Source organism: Flavobacterium rivuli WB 3.3-2 = DSM 21788 (assembly GCF_000378485.1).
Lineage (GTDB): Bacteria > Bacteroidota > Bacteroidia > Flavobacteriales > Flavobacteriaceae > Flavobacterium > Flavobacterium rivuli.
Window position 1 is genome coordinate 172,277 of the sequence record NZ_KB899972.1, and the last position, 17,065, is coordinate 189,341.

At 40.0% G+C, this 17,065-nt stretch carries 12 protein-coding genes; 4 read left to right on the forward strand and 8 right to left on the reverse strand.

Annotated elements, in window-relative coordinates; translation table 11 throughout:
- Nucleotides 1–140 precede the first annotated feature (140 nt).
- On the forward strand, nucleotides 141–1,535 hold the full coding sequence (locus F565_RS0115700; protein ID WP_020214194.1) for an ATP-binding protein: 1,395 nt from the start codon (nucleotides 141–143) through the stop codon (nucleotides 1,533–1,535).
- Nucleotides 1,536–1,570: 35 nt separating this feature from the next.
- On the forward strand, nucleotides 1,571–3,232 hold the full coding sequence (locus F565_RS0115705) for an NAD(P)/FAD-dependent oxidoreductase (protein WP_020214195.1): 1,662 nt from the start codon (nucleotides 1,571–1,573) through the stop codon (nucleotides 3,230–3,232).
- A gap of 116 nt (nucleotides 3,233–3,348) precedes the next feature.
- On the opposite strand, the gene F565_RS0115710 is transcribed toward F565_RS0115705, so the two are convergent.
- A complete protein-coding gene (locus tag F565_RS0115710) occupies nucleotides 3,349–3,732 on the reverse strand; it encodes a cupin domain-containing protein (protein ID WP_231559618.1) in 384 nt (127 codons plus the stop codon).
- Nucleotides 3,733–3,852: 120 nt separating this feature from the next.
- Complete coding sequence (locus tag F565_RS0115715; RefSeq protein WP_020214197.1) at nucleotides 3,853–4,725, reverse strand: helix-turn-helix domain-containing protein; 873 nt, start codon at nucleotides 4,723–4,725, stop codon at nucleotides 3,853–3,855.
- Nucleotides 4,726–4,926: 201 nt separating this feature from the next.
- Between F565_RS0115715 and F565_RS0115720 the strand changes: the two genes are divergently transcribed.
- Nucleotides 4,927–5,808: a 3-keto-disaccharide hydrolase gene (locus F565_RS0115720; RefSeq protein WP_020214198.1), complete on the forward strand. Its 882-nt coding sequence runs from the start codon at nucleotides 4,927–4,929 to the stop codon at nucleotides 5,806–5,808.
- A 165-nt stretch (nucleotides 5,809–5,973) separates the two neighbouring features.
- Here the strand turns inward: F565_RS0115720 and F565_RS0115725 are convergent, their stop codons facing one another.
- From F565_RS0115725 to F565_RS0115740, 4 genes are read right to left on the reverse strand one after another with little or no spacing between them, the layout of a single operon-like run.
- Nucleotides 5,974–7,029: a sugar phosphate isomerase/epimerase family protein gene (locus F565_RS0115725; protein ID WP_020214199.1), complete on the reverse strand. Its 1,056-nt coding sequence runs from the start codon at nucleotides 7,027–7,029 to the stop codon at nucleotides 5,974–5,976.
- A gap of 4 nt (nucleotides 7,030–7,033) precedes the next feature.
- Complete coding sequence (locus tag F565_RS0115730) at nucleotides 7,034–8,176, reverse strand: Gfo/Idh/MocA family protein (RefSeq protein ID WP_026300095.1); 1,143 nt, start codon at nucleotides 8,174–8,176, stop codon at nucleotides 7,034–7,036.
- A gap of 2 nt (nucleotides 8,177–8,178) precedes the next feature.
- The gene (locus F565_RS0115735) at nucleotides 8,179–9,411 is read right to left on the reverse strand and encodes a nucleoside permease (RefSeq protein ID WP_020214201.1); all 1,233 of its coding nucleotides are present in this window, start codon (nucleotides 9,409–9,411) and stop codon (nucleotides 8,179–8,181) included.
- Between the two features lie 3 nt (nucleotides 9,412–9,414).
- Entirely contained in the window at nucleotides 9,415–10,383 is a 969-nt protein-coding gene (locus F565_RS0115740; RefSeq protein WP_020214202.1) for a sugar phosphate isomerase/epimerase family protein, read from the reverse strand.
- A 185-nt stretch (nucleotides 10,384–10,568) separates the two neighbouring features.
- Here F565_RS0115740 and F565_RS21810 point away from each other — a divergent pair, with 185 nt between their 5' ends.
- Nucleotides 10,569–11,246, forward strand: a complete 678-nt coding sequence (locus tag F565_RS21810; protein ID WP_020214203.1) for a DUF1345 domain-containing protein — start codon at nucleotides 10,569–10,571, stop codon at nucleotides 11,244–11,246.
- A gap of 13 nt (nucleotides 11,247–11,259) precedes the next feature.
- Here the strand turns inward: F565_RS21810 and F565_RS0115750 are convergent, their stop codons facing one another.
- Together F565_RS0115750 and galA are read right to left on the reverse strand one after the other, a co-directional pair.
- Nucleotides 11,260–14,115 (reverse strand): TIM-barrel domain-containing protein, encoded by a 2,856-nt coding sequence (locus F565_RS0115750; protein ID WP_020214204.1) that lies wholly within the window; start codon nucleotides 14,113–14,115, stop codon nucleotides 11,260–11,262.
- Between the two features lie 88 nt (nucleotides 14,116–14,203).
- On the reverse strand, nucleotides 14,204–17,050 hold the full coding sequence (gene galA, locus F565_RS0115755; protein WP_020214205.1) for a beta-galactosidase GalA: 2,847 nt from the start codon (nucleotides 17,048–17,050) through the stop codon (nucleotides 14,204–14,206).
- Between the last annotated feature and the right edge of the window lie 15 nt (nucleotides 17,051–17,065).

Consider the following 17,065-nt stretch of genomic DNA (forward strand, 5'->3'; position numbering starts at 1 on the left):
AACCCTGCATATACATCATTATTGGTTTACAGCTTTCTTTTAACCTTAAATAAAAGTTAAAAACATACTAAAAATAATCTTAAATTTTGGGATAGTTAATAATTTTCGCGTAATCTTATACCATATAATTTTTTAACAATATGGCACTGTATACAAAGCAATTACAGCAATTTGAAGCGCTGGTTTCTGTCCCTGAAAATCAGTTGGAATGGCTGGAGCAACACAGTAAAATTGTTACCTATGCCGAAGGAGAATTTATTGCGGTTGAGGGTACTCAAATATCCGGGCCACACTTTATTCTGGAAGGCCGTGTTTATATATATATTAAACAGGGAAATGTTAACAGGGAGATTACGGTATTTCAGGAAGGTAATATTTTTGGCTACCTGCCTTATTCAAGGGGTGTTAATTCGAGCGTGCATGTACAGGCAACAAGCCCTGTAAAATTGCTCTCTTTTAACACCGATGAAATTCGCACCATGATGCACGACCACTTTGAGCTTACCCAGGCACTCGTGCACATTATGAACAACAGGGTGCGCGATTTTACTACAATGCAGCAGCAAAACGATAAAATGGCCGCGTTAGGTAAATTAGCTGCCGGGCTTGCCCATGAGTTAAATAATCCTGCAGCAGCATTAGTAAGCGATTCTTTATCACTAAGGCAGCATTTGCTGCTGGAGCCTGAAACTTTTAAAAACCTTGCTGCACTATCTCTTTCCGCATCCCAGCTTGATACTATAAATACAGAGATCAAGAAAATAGTAGGTGTAAACAACAGGCCGGCTTTAAGCCTTAAAGAAAAAACCAAAAAAGAAGAGGCTATTGCCGACTGGCTTGATGAACGCGGAATTGAAAATTATGAGGAAATGAGCGAGATATTTGCCGATTTTAACTTTAGCTTTGAAAAGTTAGAAACTTTGGGGCAGCCACTTCCTAAAAATGCATTGTCGCCTGTATTTAACTGGATATATAATATTTTAACTACCGAAAAGATACTACAGGACATTCAGGTATCGTCTGGCAGGATCTCTGAATTGATAAAATCGGTAAAAATATATACCCATATGGACAGGGGAGCCGAAAAAATTATAACAAACATTCATGACGGTATACAAAATACCTTAAGCATACTGGGGCATAAAATAAGAAAAGGAAATATACAACTGGAACAAAACTATGACAGTACACTGCCTAACATTATGGCATATACCGGCGAGCTTAACCAGGTATGGACCAATCTTATAGATAATGCGCTGGACAGTATGGAAAGTAACAGGAAGGGTAAAATTATTATTACTACCGAAAAAGACCGCGAATTTATAAAGGTTACCATTACCGATGATGGACCTGGAATTCCTGAAAATATAAGGCTTAACATTTTTGATCCCTTTTTTACTACGAAAGAAGTTGGTAAAGGAACAGGCATGGGGCTTGAAACTGTACAACGAATAGTTTTAAAACATAACGGATCTGTTAAAGTAGAATCTGTACCCGGAGTAACAACTTTTACACTATGTTTTCCTGTAAATTAATAAAACGGCTATAGATAATTAAACAATAAAACAACATGGAAAAACCAATTATATTCTCTATAGACGACGATCAGCAGGTATTAAATGCCATTACAAGAGACCTTAAGGCAAAATACAGCGGCGAGTACAAAATTATAAGTACCACATCTGCAAAGGAAGCACTTGAGAGGGTTACCGAACTTAAAAATGAAGCCCGCGCCATAGCTATGTTTGTGTGCGACCAGCGTATGCCCGAAATGGAAGGTGTGGAATTTTTAGAACAGGCCATTAAAATTTTCCCGGAGGCTAAGCGAATTTTGCTTACCGCCTACTCTGATACTGAAGCCGCCATTAGCGCCATCAATAAAATTCAGCTGGATTATTACCTAATGAAACCCTGGGATCCTGCCGAAGACAAACTGTACCCGCTTTTAAATGATTTACTTACCGACTGGCAAAGAAACTATAAGCCCGATTTTAAAGGTATACGCGTTATAGGCTACCAGTATTCTCCGCTATCGCATACCATTAAAGATTTTCTTGCAGGCAACCTTATGCCCTACCACTGGATGGATATAGAAAAAAATACAGAGGCCAATAATTTATTGGAAATTAACAATCTTACTACCGAATGCTTGCCTATAGTACTACTGGAAGACGGAGAGATACTACAACAGCCCGATATTCTAACCCTTGCAGAAAGTATAGGTACTAACCCGGAAATTACAGCAGATGTGTATGATGTTGTTATTATAGGTGCCGGCCCTGCTGGGCTTGCCGCAGCGGTTTATGGCGCATCTGAAGGTTTAAAAACACTGGTAATAGAGCGCAAAGCACCCGGTGGGCAGGCAGGTACAAGCTCGCGCATAGAAAACTATCTTGGTTTTCCATCGGGCCTTACAGGTGCCGATTTAGCGCAAAGGGCAATTAGCCAGACACGGCGCCTTGGAGCAGAATTTTTATCTCCTAAAGAAGTTGTGGCCATACGGGAAGTTGACAATTATAAAATACTTAAACTTACAGATGGCAGCGAGATTAACTGCCGGGCGATAATTATTACCACAGGTGTTGATTATAGAAAACTGGAAACTAAGGGTATAGAAGATTTTACAGGCGCAGGGGTTTATTATGGTGCCGCAATTACAGAAGCATCTGCCTGTAAGGACCAGAATGTTTATATAGTGGGTGGTGGAAATTCGGCAGGGCAATCTGCCGTTTACTTATCTAAATTTGCAACTAAAGTATATATCGTAATAAGGCGCGACAGCCTTTCCTACACCATGTCTGCCTACCTGATACAGCAAATTGCCGACCTGCCCAATATTGAAGTGCTTACTGATACCGAAGTAAAGGAGGCAACAGGAGACAAGCACCTGGAACACCTTACAATAGAGAACGTGGTAACAGGAGAAAAAACAACAGGCCCGGCCGCTGCCCTATATATTTTTATTGGTGCCAAACCTTATACAGATTGGCTAAATAGCGAAATTAGGCGCGATCCAAGAGGATTTATAGAAACCGGCCACGAATTAAAAGTGTACAAAGATTTTGGGCAACGCTGGAAACTTAAACGCGACCCCTTTTTACTGGAAACAAGTACGCCTGGTATTTTTGCAGCCGGCGATGTACGATCGGGTGCCATGAACCGCATAGCATCTGCAGTGGGAGAAGGTTCTATGGCGATATCTTTTGTACATAAGTACCTTTCAGAAAATTAAAATAATTAACCCTGTACAGTTTTACTTCTAAGAAAGAAAAGTGCAAAAAAAAAGGTGCTAAATCTATCATGATTTAGCACCTTTTTTTAGTATACTGACTATCAGTGTTTTTTCACTTATAGCACGCTTGTATACTGCTCGTCGGTTACACGTTCTTTCCATTCAACATATCCTGTATTGGTATTGTTGATAATAGCAATATATTTAAATTCGCTATCAGGACAGGCACCATACCAGTGCTCTACACCGGGATGTACGGTAACTCCGTCTCCGTTACGCAATAGCTGCACAGGCTTATTTCTTTCCTGGTAATAACCGGCACCATCTGTTACAATAAGTATTTGTATACCGGGATAGGTGTGCCAGTTCATTCTTGACCCCGGCTCGAACAATACATTTTTAATCATGTTATTGTAAACACGGTTGTTAGGAACAATAATTTGTGCCCATGCTGTACCTGTAACATAACTATTTGGCACCTGCACTCTTTGAGTATCCATTGTACCCTTCTGTTGATTTAATGATGTATCCATAGTTTTGCTTATATGCTGCAAAGTTACATGCTTAATAAAGAGCAGTGATAACACATATCAAACAAAAAATTATGAATTTGAAACAATTTATCCCCTTATTGCTTTTGGTATGGTTCCTGTTAACCGTTTAAAGTAGTTGTTAAAATAGCTGGGATATTCAAACCCTAATGAGTAAGCAATATCAGCAATACTCCAGTCGGTGTGTTGTAATAGTGCCTTAGATTCGCTAATAACCCTTTCTGCAATGTGCGATGTTGTAGACCTTCCTGTTATTTCTTTAACCGACCTGTTAAGGTGGTTTACGTGTATGGCAAGGTTTTGCGCAAAGTCCTGCGGCGTTTTAAGTTTAAGCGGGCGTTCTTTAGTTTCTATAGGAAATTGTCTTTCCAGCAGCTCAAGAAAAAGCGTTGTTATTCTTGAAGAAGCATTTTTATGTTTAAAAAAACTTTCCGTCGGTTGCATTTTAAGTGCCTCATGTATTACGAGCATGAGGCAATTGCGAATAAGGTCATCCTTAAATACATAGTCAGAATCCTGCTCTGCTATCATCCTCTTAAACATACTGTCTATAAAATATTTTTGTTCTTCGCATAACGAAAATATGGGAGTACCGCCCGGCTTAAACAATTGCGATTCAGTAAGGCACTCAGACCTTTCTGCTGTCTTAAAAAAATCTTCAGTAAATACACAGGCAAAACCATTATAATCAGGAGATAATGTTTCCCAAGAGTAAGGAACGTGCGGATTACCAAAGAACAATATAGTACCATCTGTTTCTATACCCCTGTCGGCATAATGAATGGTGTTTTTTCCTGTGTTTATGGCTATTTTATAAAAATCTCTTCTATTGTATGTTGGTACTGTAGCAGCATTGCCCATTATCTCATAAACCCTGAAGCCTTTTAGCTTTAAGTCCGATCCTTTAAAATCAGGGGCACAGTTAGGTGTTTCATTATCCATTTTGCAAAGTTAAGGGAATCAAATATATTTTCGGTAATTTGAATGTTGAAAATACGTAACAGGCAATTTTAATACATTTTTGTGTACCGTATAAATAAAATAGTATCACTACAACTACCTAAAAAGTGAAATAATTGATGCTTACTAAATTTTAAATCCCACTAAAAAAAAGTATATTTATAGTGCTAAAAATCAAGCTCTATGTACTTTAAACCATTACTTAAAATTATAGGCGTATTCCTTTTTACCGCTGCTTTAACAAGCTTTACCCATAAACCAGAATGGAACAACCTGCTGGACAAAAACCTGTCGCAATGGGAAATGTACCTTAGTTACAGGCATAAACCCGGCTATAATGGTAAAGTTCCTGTTAATGATAAAGGCGAGCAGGTACAGCCTGTTGGCTATAATAAAAATGAAGCTAACGTTTTTACCGTTATAGAAGATAAAGGTCAGCCTGTACTTCGCGTAAGTGGCGAAATTTATGGTTGCATTTTCACAAAAGCTGAATATGAAAATTATCATTTTAAGGCAAAAGTAAAATGGGGAGAAAAAAAATGGGATCCGCGCAGCGATAAGTTAAGGGATTCAGGAATTTTATACCACTCTGTTGGGGAGGCCGGTAAAGATTACTGGCGTGCCTGGATGCTGTCTCAGGAATTTCAATTAATGGAGGGCCACATGGGCGATTACTGGAATATTGCCAATGCAGCAATAGATGTCCGCGCTTTTATTCCGGAAGGTATTATGAACCCTGTGGCAAATGAGAAACAACCTTTCCTGCCTATTGGCAGTAACACAGGAACAAGTGGTTTTTGCCTTCGCAGCGAAAACCATGAAAGTTCTAAGGGAGAATGGACCCAGATAGAACTTATATGTTTTGAAGGTAAAAGCCTGCATATTGTAAACGGCCATGTGGTTATGGTGCTGCAAAACTCGCGCTATGTAGAAAATGGTACATCAATACCGTTAACAAAGGGCAAAATACAAATGCAAAGCGAAGCCGCCGAGACTTTTTATAAAGATGTAATGATAAAGGAACTTAAAGCCTTGCCAGCAGAATATACGTCTTACTTTAAATAACAATTTCTCCTTTAATAAAACAAAGCACTTATCTCAAAAAATACTTAACAAATATTTTTTGTCATTTTGACGAAGGAAGAATCTCTTATTATTAAGCAATTGAGATTCTTCACTTCATTGCATTACGTTCAGAATGAAAATTTTGAGACTATATCTTTATATTTATTAGTCTAACCCTAATATCTTTTTAATCTTTGCCGGATCGGTTACTCCACCTGCAAAATCGTCAAAGGTTTTCTGGGTAGCTTCTATAATGTGGCTATTTATAAATGGTGCTCCTTCCCTTGCCCCTTGTTCGGGGCTTTTTATACAGCACTCCCACTCCATAACTGCCCATACATCACAGCCATATTGCGTTAGTTTACTAAAAATACCTTTAAAATCTATTTGCCCATCACCCGGCGACCTGAATCTTCCTGCCCTGTCGACCCAGTCGGCATATCCTCCATAAACACCCTGTTTACCTGTAGGGTTAAACTCGGCATCTTTAACATGAAACGCTTTAATAAATTCATGATAATGGTCTATATAAATTAGGTAATCAAGTTGTTGAAGTAAAAAATGGCTGGGATCATACAGCATATTTACCCTTTTATGGTTACCTGTTGCTTCAAGAAAACGCTCAAACGAAATTCCGTCATGCAAATCTTCTCCCGGATGAATTTCGTAACACACATCAACCCCATTATCATCAAAATGGTTTAGTACAGGCAGCCAGCGTTTGGCAAGTTCTTCAAAGCCAGCGGCTACTAATCCCGGTGGGCGTTGTGGCCACGGATACATAGTATGCCATAATAAGGCCCCGGAGAACGTTGCATGAGTGGTAAGCCCAAGCCTGCGCGATGCCGTTGCGGCTTTTTTAACCGTTTCTATAGCCCATTGGGCACGGGCTTTAGGGTTGTTTTTTACTGCTAAAGGTGCAAAATTATCAAACATAACATCATAGGCCGGGTTTACTGCTATAAGCTGACCCTGCAAATGTGTAGATAGTTCGGTTATCTCCAGGCCGTAACTGTTTATTGTACCTTTAAGTTCATCGCAATAATCCTGGCTATCGGCAGCTTTATCAAGGTCAATAAGCCATGAGTCAGATGTTGGTATCTGTATTCCCTTATACCCCAGTCCTGTCGCCCATTGGCATAAACCGTCTAACGAATTATAGGGTGCTTCATTACCTATAAACTGTGCCAAAAAAATTCCCGGCCCTTTTACTTTTTTCATATTACTATAGTTTTGTCCACGCTGCGTTATTGCTATCGCTCTGCACCGCTGCACTTATAAATTGTAATCCCCTTAAGCCGTCATACACTGTAGGGTATACAGGTTTATGAGGTATTTTACCCGCTAAAATAGCCATTAAATGATTAGCGAAACCATGATATACGGTAGCAAAAGCTTCGAGATATCCTTCAGGATGCCCGGATGGTATGCGTGAAATTAAGGCAGCTTCAGGATACAAGCCGTTACCATTTGGCGTAAATATCTTTTTGGGCTCATTTAGCCAGCGTGTTATAAGCTCATTAGGATTTTCCTGATGCCACTCTAAGCTACCCTTTTCGCCATATACCCTAATGGCAAGGTTATTTTCTTCGCCAGCTGCAATTTGCGAGAATGACATAGTTCCCTTTGCACCATTTTCCATACGTAACAGCACATTGCCATCATCATCAAGTACACGCCCTTCGCCAAAGCGGCCCAGGTCGGCAGCCAGTTCTGTAATTTTTAACCCCGTAATAAACTCAGTAAGGTTTTCGGCATGGGTGCCTATGTCGCCCAACGCCCCGCCTAAACCCGATTTAGCAGGATCTATGCGCCAAAAGTCTTTTGGGCCTTCTATTTTTTCTACGGGGGCAGCCATCCATCCCTGTAAATACTGCACTTGTATCTTACGTATTTTACCAATGTCGCCGTGAGCAACCATAGCTTTAGCCTGGCGTACCATAGGGTGGCCGGTATAATTATGTGTCAGTGCAAAAAGTAATCCCGTTTGCTCTAAAAGGGTTACTAATTCCTTAGCCTCCTCAACATTTAAAGTCATGGGCTTATCGCACACTACATGAAAACCATTTTGCAATGCCAGTTTTGCAGGTGCAAAATGCAGGTAGTTAGGAGTGGTAATAGCTATAAAATCCATACGTTCCCCGTCGGACAATTGCTTTTCTGCCAGTATCATTTCTTCAAAATCAGCATAGCACCGTTCTTCAGGCAGAAATAATGCTTTGCCACTCTCCTTAGATTTTTCTGCCGAGCTGCTAAACGCACCACATACCAACTCTATCATACCGTCTATAGCAGCGGCTTTGCGGTGCACATCGCCTATAAAAGAGCCAATGCCGCCGCCCACCATTCCCATTCGTAATTTTCTCATAGCTACTCTTTATATTCTATTTTTTCATTTTTAAAAAACACGGCAAACAGGACCATTACCACAAGTGCAAACCCCGCCGGGAATGGCCATATTGCCTGCCAGTCATGCCCTGAGGATTTTAGATATTTATGTGCATCTGTTATGCGGCCTGCAACGGCAAACCCTATAAGCATACCCACGCCATAAGTAGCAAGGGTAATAAGGCCTTGTGCAGCACTTTTTTGATGTTCGCCCGCTTTAGAGTTAGTGTATATTTGCCCGCTTACAAAAAAGAAATCGTAACACACCCCATGCAGGGCAATACCGGTAATAAGCATAAAAGAAAGTTCGCCTGCATTGCCATAAGAAAATAGCAGATAACGCACTGCCCATGCCAGCATGGCGGCAAGTAATGTTACTTTTATACCAAAGCGTTTAAAGAAAATGGGTAGCAGGAGCATAAACCCAACTTCAGATACCTGCCCTATAGTCATTTTACCGGTAGGGTTTGCCATGCCAATCTCAGAGAAAAAAGTGTTGGCATTCTGGTAATAAAAGGCAAGTGGTATGCATATTAATACTGAGGCCATAAAAAATACTAAGAAGTTTCTATTCGCTAAAAGTTTTAAGGCATCGAGCCCTAATAGCTGTGTAAGCGAAGATTTTTGACCTGAAGATGCTTTGGGAGGTGTTGCAGGAAGTGTAAAGCTATATATACCTAATACTGCCGAGGCAATTGCTGTAACCAAAAATGTATTTTGAAGAAATCCCATTTTTATTGCTGAAAGAGAATCCCATTCGAACAAATAGCTTATAGCGAGGCCTGCCGCAATCCAGCCTATAGTTCCCCATACCCTTATTGACGAAAAATCGCGTGAAGGATCTTTCATCTGGTTAAACGAAACCGAGTTTACCAAGGCAAGCGTAGGCATAAAAGCAACCATGTAAGCCAGTACATACGGGTAAAAAGCTTCAAAACTTTCTGCCTTAAAAAGCAGGTACATTAATACTGCCCCGGCAAGGTGTAGTATGCCAAGTATTTTTTCGGCATTAAAAAAACGGTCGGCAATAAGGCCAATAATAAATGGCGCAATAATGGCACCCCACGACTGCGTAGCAAAAACCATAGCGCTTTGTGCACCTGTAGCATTAAGATTATTAGCCAGGTAAGTACCTAAGGTAACGAACCAGCCGCCCCATATAAAAAACTCAAGAAACATCATTAACGATAACCGTGTACGTATTTGTATGTTCATTAGTTAACTTAATTTAGCTGCTGCCTTAAGCAACAATGCTTTGGTAGCTTTAATGCCTTCTTCTTCGCTAAGTCGGTCGCCCTCATACTCTATACCTATCCTGCCTTTGTAGCCTGCGTCTTTTACTATTTGCAGTATCTTTACATAATCTATAGTTATCTCGTTTCCATTGGCATCAAAATCATAAGTTTTAGCGCTTACCCCTTTAGCAAAAGGCATCAGCTCTTTTACACCTTTATACCTGTCATACTCATCCGTACATTTATCGCCTTCGCGCTTAATGCAAAAATTGCCAAAATCGGGCAATGTGCCGCAATTTTTCAGGTTAATGGTTTTTATTACATCTGTAAGCTTACCCGCATCAGACGATAGACCACCGTGATTTTCTACAATCACATTTATTTTGCTTTTTGCAGCATATTCTGCAAGCCTGCCCAAACCATCAACCGATTTTTCTTTCCAGATATCAAAAGTTTCGGCTCCCTTACCTGATAAATTTACCCTTATAGAGTGGCAGCCCAGCCCGGCGGCGGCATCTACCCATCGCGAATGCCTAACTATTGCGTCATTACGGGTAGCTTTGTTTACACCGGCAAGTTCGCCTTCATTGTCAATCATGATTAATACATTGCTTACACCATTGTCGTTACTGCGGGTTTTAAGTTCCTTAACCAGTTTGTTTATAGATGCTGTGGCATTATCCTGATCTATAGTATATAGTTGGTTTACATATTCCACAGCATCAAAACCAAGTTCTTTTGCTTTTTTGGCAAAGTCGAGTGCATCGAGTGTTTTAGAATGTATTGCTTTATGCAGTGACCATTGTGCCAGCGAAAATTTAAAGAACAAGTCTTTTTCTGTTACCGGTTCATCAGTCACATCAAACAATCTATCTAATGGATTTATAATTTGTGCCAGCCCTAATGCCATGCTGAATTTGCCTGTATTTTCAAGGAATAATCGTCTGTTCATGTTATGTTATTGTTGGTGTTATGTTTGATTCAAAATTTTTAAATTTAAAAATACAATAATATTAATACCAATGTAGGCTGTACTTAATTTTTTTGGTTGTACAACTGCCTATAATGCTTAACAACAATTTTTAAATAGTACTTTTGGTAAAGCCATTAAACGCCTAACCGTTTATTACTATTTTCATGACTAAAAATTCTATCCCACCTAAATGGGCAGCAGCTACAAGCGGATACCAAAAATTACTATTGTCGCTTTTTTTTGCAACCTGTACTTTTGCTGTAACACATCTGCTGCATATAAATGCAAGTACCGGCATTATAATATGCTGGGACGTATTTGCCACGGCAATGATTACCATGAGCTGGATACTTTTTTTTAATACTACAGCCGAGCAGCAACATGCTATTGTAAAAAGGCAGGACGAAGACATAAGGGTAATATTTGCCATTGTACTTACATCTGTATGTGTTAGCCTGCTGGGCACCGTGCTCTTGATACTAAATAGCGACGAATCTGTTTTTGAAAAAGATTTGCGAACCATTGTTACACTTGCCGCCATTACAGTTTCCTGGATATTGCTGCACACCATATTTACAATACGTTATGCACACCTGTACCACAACCATGATAAGCAGGAGACGGGTAACCACGGCATAGATTTCCCTAATGCAGAGCAGCCCGACTATATAGATTTTGCCTATTTTTCATTTGTTATAGGCATGACCTTTCAGGTATCAGATGTTACAATTTCTTCAAAGATCGTAAGGCGCTATGTATTAATGCACAGCCTTATATCGTTTGTATTTAATACTATTATTGTGGCTTTAACTGTAAATGTAATTGCAAGTATAAGTAAATAGTACTGCCAAAACACTACAACTTTATCTCAGCTTTTTTACCCGAATATTTTATCTGCTTGTCATACTTGCCGTCTGAAAGCAGGTTAAACACTGATTTTTTAGTTTTACTTACATACACTACATTAAAGACCCTGTCTTTTTCCATGCCCTTAAAACTGCCTTTACGGTTGCTTACGGTAAGTGTTTTAGTAGCTTCGTTATAATTAAAATCGATGGTTGCAAACTGCCCTTTTTCATAATTGTTGTTTATGCCCTCATCTTCATATAAGGTAAAGGAAGCATTGTTACCAGTATACACATAAATTGTTAGTGGTTCGGTTGATTTTTGAGACGTATACTCAATATTAGCACCTGCAATAAGTATAGAGCCCTCTTTTATATAAAGAGGAATTTTCTCATAAGTAGCTTCGGCAGTAATGGTCTTGCCGCCTTCCGTAAACTCGCTGGTGTAAAAATCATACCATCCTGTATTGCCAGGCAGATAAACCTCTCTGTTCCTCTTTTTATATTCGGTAACAGGGTTTACCAGTATTGATGGTCCAAACATAAACTGGTTGGCAATGTTAAGTACTTTTTTATCAGAACTAAAATCCATTGGCAGGCCACGCATCATAGTGTAATCTTCATGGTACACTTTACCGGCAAGCGAGTATATATAAGGCATTAACCTGTAACGCAGTTTATTGTAATACAAAATACTTTTATATGCAGGATGGTCATCCGGCGCTATATTATATATCTCCCTATACGGAAACTGCCCATGTGCACGGAATAATGGACAAAAAACCCCATATTGATGCCAACGGGCATTAAGCTCACGCCACTCTTCAAGCGTTTCTCCGGTTGCATTTTCATAGCGCTTTTCTACCGAGAATCCTCCGATATCTGATGTCCAGTACGGCAGGCCCGACATTGAAAAGTTTAAACCTGCAGGTATCTGGTTTTGCAGGTCTTCCCAACGCGAACCTATATCGCCACTCCACGTAGCGGCAGCATAACGCTGCAAGCCCGCAAAGCCCGACCGTGTTAAAATAAAAACCCGCTTATCAGGATTGGCACTTCGTTGGCCTTCATAGATACCCTGTGCATTTACCAGAGAGAACGCATTGTAGTTTTTTTCGGGTGCGCCAAGGTAGTTATGCCCTATCATTTCCTTGCGCACATCGGGTGGCATATTGCTATGAACGTCTGGTTCAGAGGCATCCATCCACCAGGCATCTATACCTTTTTTATACAGGTTAGCATCTAATAATTTCCAAAATGCTTTTCTTGCTTCGGGATTATACGGGTCGTAAATGGCATTTTTAAATCCAAGCCAGTCTAACCTGCCGTCAGAAACGTTTCTTGTAAGCATGAAACCTTTTGCCTTTAAGTCCTGATAATTTTGGGTATTTTCATAAAACTTAGCCCATACAGATATCATAAAGTTTGTATGGTATTTATCGTGCAGCGTTTTTGTCATGGCAGCAGCATCAGGAAAACGATCTGTATCAAACTGTTGTGTTCCCCATTGGCCTTCTTTCCAGTACCTCCAGTCAAGCACTATATTGTCTAACCCTATTTTACGTTTCCTGAACTCGGCCACAGTGCTCAGAATTTCTTCCTGGTTGTTATAGCGTTCACGGCTTTGCCAAAAGCCCATCGTCCATTTTGGCAATAAGGTAGCTTTGCCTGTAAGCTGCCTGTATCCGCTTATTACTTTATCCATGCTATTGCCGGATATAAAATAGTAATCGATTTTTTGCCCTGCCTCAGATTCAAATGCAAATTCATTTTTCAATTCTTTAGTTAATGGCTTAGACCAGTTAAGGGCAAGGAACGACTCTGCAGAAACAGGATCCCAATCTATTTTAATCTTGTATTTTTTACCTTTTTCAAGGTTAAGCTTTATTAAATGGGTACTGGCATTCCAGCCCTGGCGCCACCTGTCGGCTACCGGTTTATCATCTATATAAAGCTTTACGTAGCCCGAATACCATAAATTAAACTGGTGCTCGCCCGTAAATCCTGATTCGATTGAGCCCTCCCATTTTACCAGGGTATTTTTTAAATTAATACCATCGGGCAGGTTTTTAAGCGACGGTATGTAACTATAATCAATGTACGATTCCGGACGGGCAGTAATAATTTTTCCGGGATTATTTTTATCATAATACGTAGCTGTAAGCCAGCCTTGTTCTCCCTTGTCAGAAAATAATTTTAGTGTTGACAGATTTTCATAATCATGGGTATCTATAGATTTTGTTATTGAGTTATTATCCCATAAAATGCCGTAATTTTTACTCGATATAAGAAAAGGCACACCCACCTCTGTATTATATTGCGATAGTAAAACTTTTGTACCCTTGTAGTTAAAAGCTCCGTTTTGATGCTGTCCAAGCCCGTAAAAAGCCTCATCATCATCTGATGTAAATGATTGCCTTATGCTATACGACTGTTCGCCCTCGAGCGTAGTGCCCGTAAAGCTTTTGCCGCCGTATGCTGTTTCCTGCAATAATATCTTTCCTGATTTGTCTTTAAAAACAATTTCGCCAGTTATTGTTGAAACAACTGCATCAAGATTTTTTGTAGATACTATAACTAAATCGTTTGAATTTTTTGTTGTAAATTTTACTACAGCAGGTTGTGTATCTAATAACATCAGGCTTTTTGTAGCGTCAAAAACCGCTACAGGGCTTGCAGAAACATGTATAATATCATCTGTAATTACCTGGATTTTTACAAATGCTGCATCATTTTTTGCAGGTTTTGATATTTTAATTTCTATACCATCGGTAAGGTTTTTAAAACCGTCCTGTGCAAAAGCTGACAGCGCAGTAAAGAAGACCGCTCCAAAAAAAACTTTAAATTTTAAATTATTGCAAGCCATAACTGTAATTATATTGGTTAATTTGACTATATGATCATTGTACGTTTTTAATCCAACTAAATGTATGTTATTTAGTTGGATTAAAACACTACTGTCCTGCCTTAACGGTTACTGATCCTGCTTTTAGCGACCCTGATGTTGCGGTAAGTATAATATCTCCGACTTCTCCTGTAGATTGTACAATAACCTGTGCCAGGCCATTAAATAATTTACGTTTCCATGCCGGTGCAGGGGTTACAATCTGGAAGAGGCCGGGGTTGCTGTTAACAATATCCCACGGGCGTTTTTTTAATAAAGGGGTTGCAACTATAGCTATAGTATTTTTACCCGCATGTACCAGCGACTGGTCTATTACAAACTCTTTACTTTCTTTTAATTTTGTGGCTATAGCAGTACCGTTAATATAAATAGTTTCTTCGACACCTACATTATTGCTAAAAAAGTTTATGGTAGCACCTTTTTGCCATTGTGGTAATGTAAATGTACCCCTGTATAATACCACCGGTGCTTTTTTGCCAAACTCCTCAGTACGGTCATCTTTAAAGGCAGCATCCCACGAAGCATCATTGTAATTAGCCGTAACCTCATTAGTGTTGCCATCTAAGCTTTGAACTATCTTTTCCTTCAAACCCTCAATGGCAGCAACTTCAATAGTTTCTATAAAACGGTCTTTTTCTAACGATGTTGGGTTACCATTACCCACACCTATTATTTTGCCGGGACCCTTTATAGAGAACGTAATTTCGTTATCTGCCGTAGGGACATGCAGGCCATTACGGTCTTTTACATCTACGGTAATCATGGCAAGGCTGCTACCATTTGCTGTAATTTTATTTTTATCAGATGATACCTTTATCGTCTCAGCTCCTTTAGTTGTTTGTGCTTTGTCTGTAAGTACCTTTTTACCATTTTTATACCCTACAGCTTCCAGAGTACCGGGGGCGTAGTTAACCTCCCATTGTAAATGGCTGTTGGCCTGCATTGCTTTTTTTCCTAAACTTTTTTTGTTTAAAAACAGCTCCACTTCGTCGCAGTTGCTGTAAGCCCAAACCTCAATAGGCTGGCCTTCTTTGCCCTGCCAGTTCCAGTGTGGCAGCAGGTGCAAAACAGTTTCATTAGCCCACCAGCTTTTTAGGTACCAGGTATCATCTTTAGGGAAACCGCAAAGATCTACCATACCAAAATAAGACGTTATAGACGGCCAGCCATAAGGCGTAGGCTCGCCACGGTAATCAAACCCTGTCCATATAAACATGCCACCAAGGTAAGGGCGCGATGCATAATGTTTCCATCCGTCTTCTATGCTTATAAAATTGCTGTTTGGTGCCTTATCATAGGCCGGAATAATGTGCTTTGTATCATCCCTGAAATAAGCACCCCGCGTAGCATTAGTACTCCCCTCTTCGGTACCCCACAGGCTTTGGTTTGGGAAAAGTTTATGCTGCTCATCGGTGCTTTTGTTTACTATATAATTAATGCCTAACAACTCCATTACCGTTGTAATTCCCTGGCTGCCTATACGTCCGCTAAACGCTGCAGTTACCGGGCGTGTGGTATCTAACGACTTTACATAAGCCTGCATGGTTGTGGCTATGCGCGCACCCTCTACCTTATTTTCTATACCCCACTCTTCGTTGCCCACACTCCAGCTTATAATACTGGGGTGGTTCCTGTCGCGGTCTATAAGCCTTTTTACATCGTTAAGGTGGGTTTGCGTAATACCCATAAGCCTGTGCTCGTCTATAACAAGCATTCCTAAACGGTCGCAGGCATCAAGCAACTCCGGTGTAGGTGGGTTGTGCGAACACCTGTATGCATTACTGCCAAAAGCTTTTAGTTGTCTTATCCTGTAGTATTGTAAATCATCCGGCAATGCCGACCCAACCCCCGCATGATCCTGGTGATTGTTAGTGCCCTTGATTTTTACATGCTTACCGTTAAGAAAAAAACCTTCGTTAGCATCAAAACGTATTGTTCGTATACCAAATGTTGTAATGTAACTATCTACAGTTTTATTATCCTGAACGATAGTTGTTTTTAAAGTGTATAGATACGGATTTTCAATATCCCAAAGTACAGGGTTTTGAATTGTAACGTTTGTTGTAAGCAATTCATTTTTCATCGATGCCAGGTTTACCTTGCCTGTTGTCTTAGTTGCAACTGTCTTGCCGGATGCATCGAGTATTGTTTGGGTTACAGTAAAATTTTCAGCTTTAAGGCCATCGTTATTTACGGTAGCCTCAATATTTAAAGTAGCAGAGTTTCCATTTACTGTATTCGTTACAAAAGTACCATTAGTGGCAACATGCAAATTATGGGTCTTGTTAAGCCATACGTGCCTGTAAATACCGGCACCTTCATAAAACCAGCCCTCTTCCATCATGGCATCTGCACGCACTACAATAGTGTTATCGCCACCATAGTTTATGTAAGCACTTATATCATATTCAAAACCCAGATACCCACTTGGCTCCAGGCCAAGATAATGGCCGTTAACCCAAACTATACTATTACGAAAAACACCATCAAAAGCAAGTGTAATTCGCTTGCCAAGATCTGATGCGGGAACAGTAATATTTTTACGGTACCAGCCAATGCTTGCATCAGGAAAGTTATAGCCTATTGCTTTAAAGCCGTGGCTCAGGCTTCCCTTTTCGTCAAATGGCTGCTCTACTGCCCAGTCATGTGGCAGGTCCAGTTTACGCCAGCTTCTGTTATCAAATTTAGGAGTGGTAACACCATCCCCATAACCCGCTTTTGCTAAATATGAAAAATAAGCCGTACCGTTATTAAAATCCTTTTTAGAATCTGACGGATGCCCAAAGGCAAAATACCAGCTTTTATCTATATTAATATGCTCTCTGGGTGTAGCTGCATCCTGAGCCTGCATAATACTACAGGCTAAAAATAACATCAAAAATATTTTAGTTTTCATGTGGTGTTTATAAAT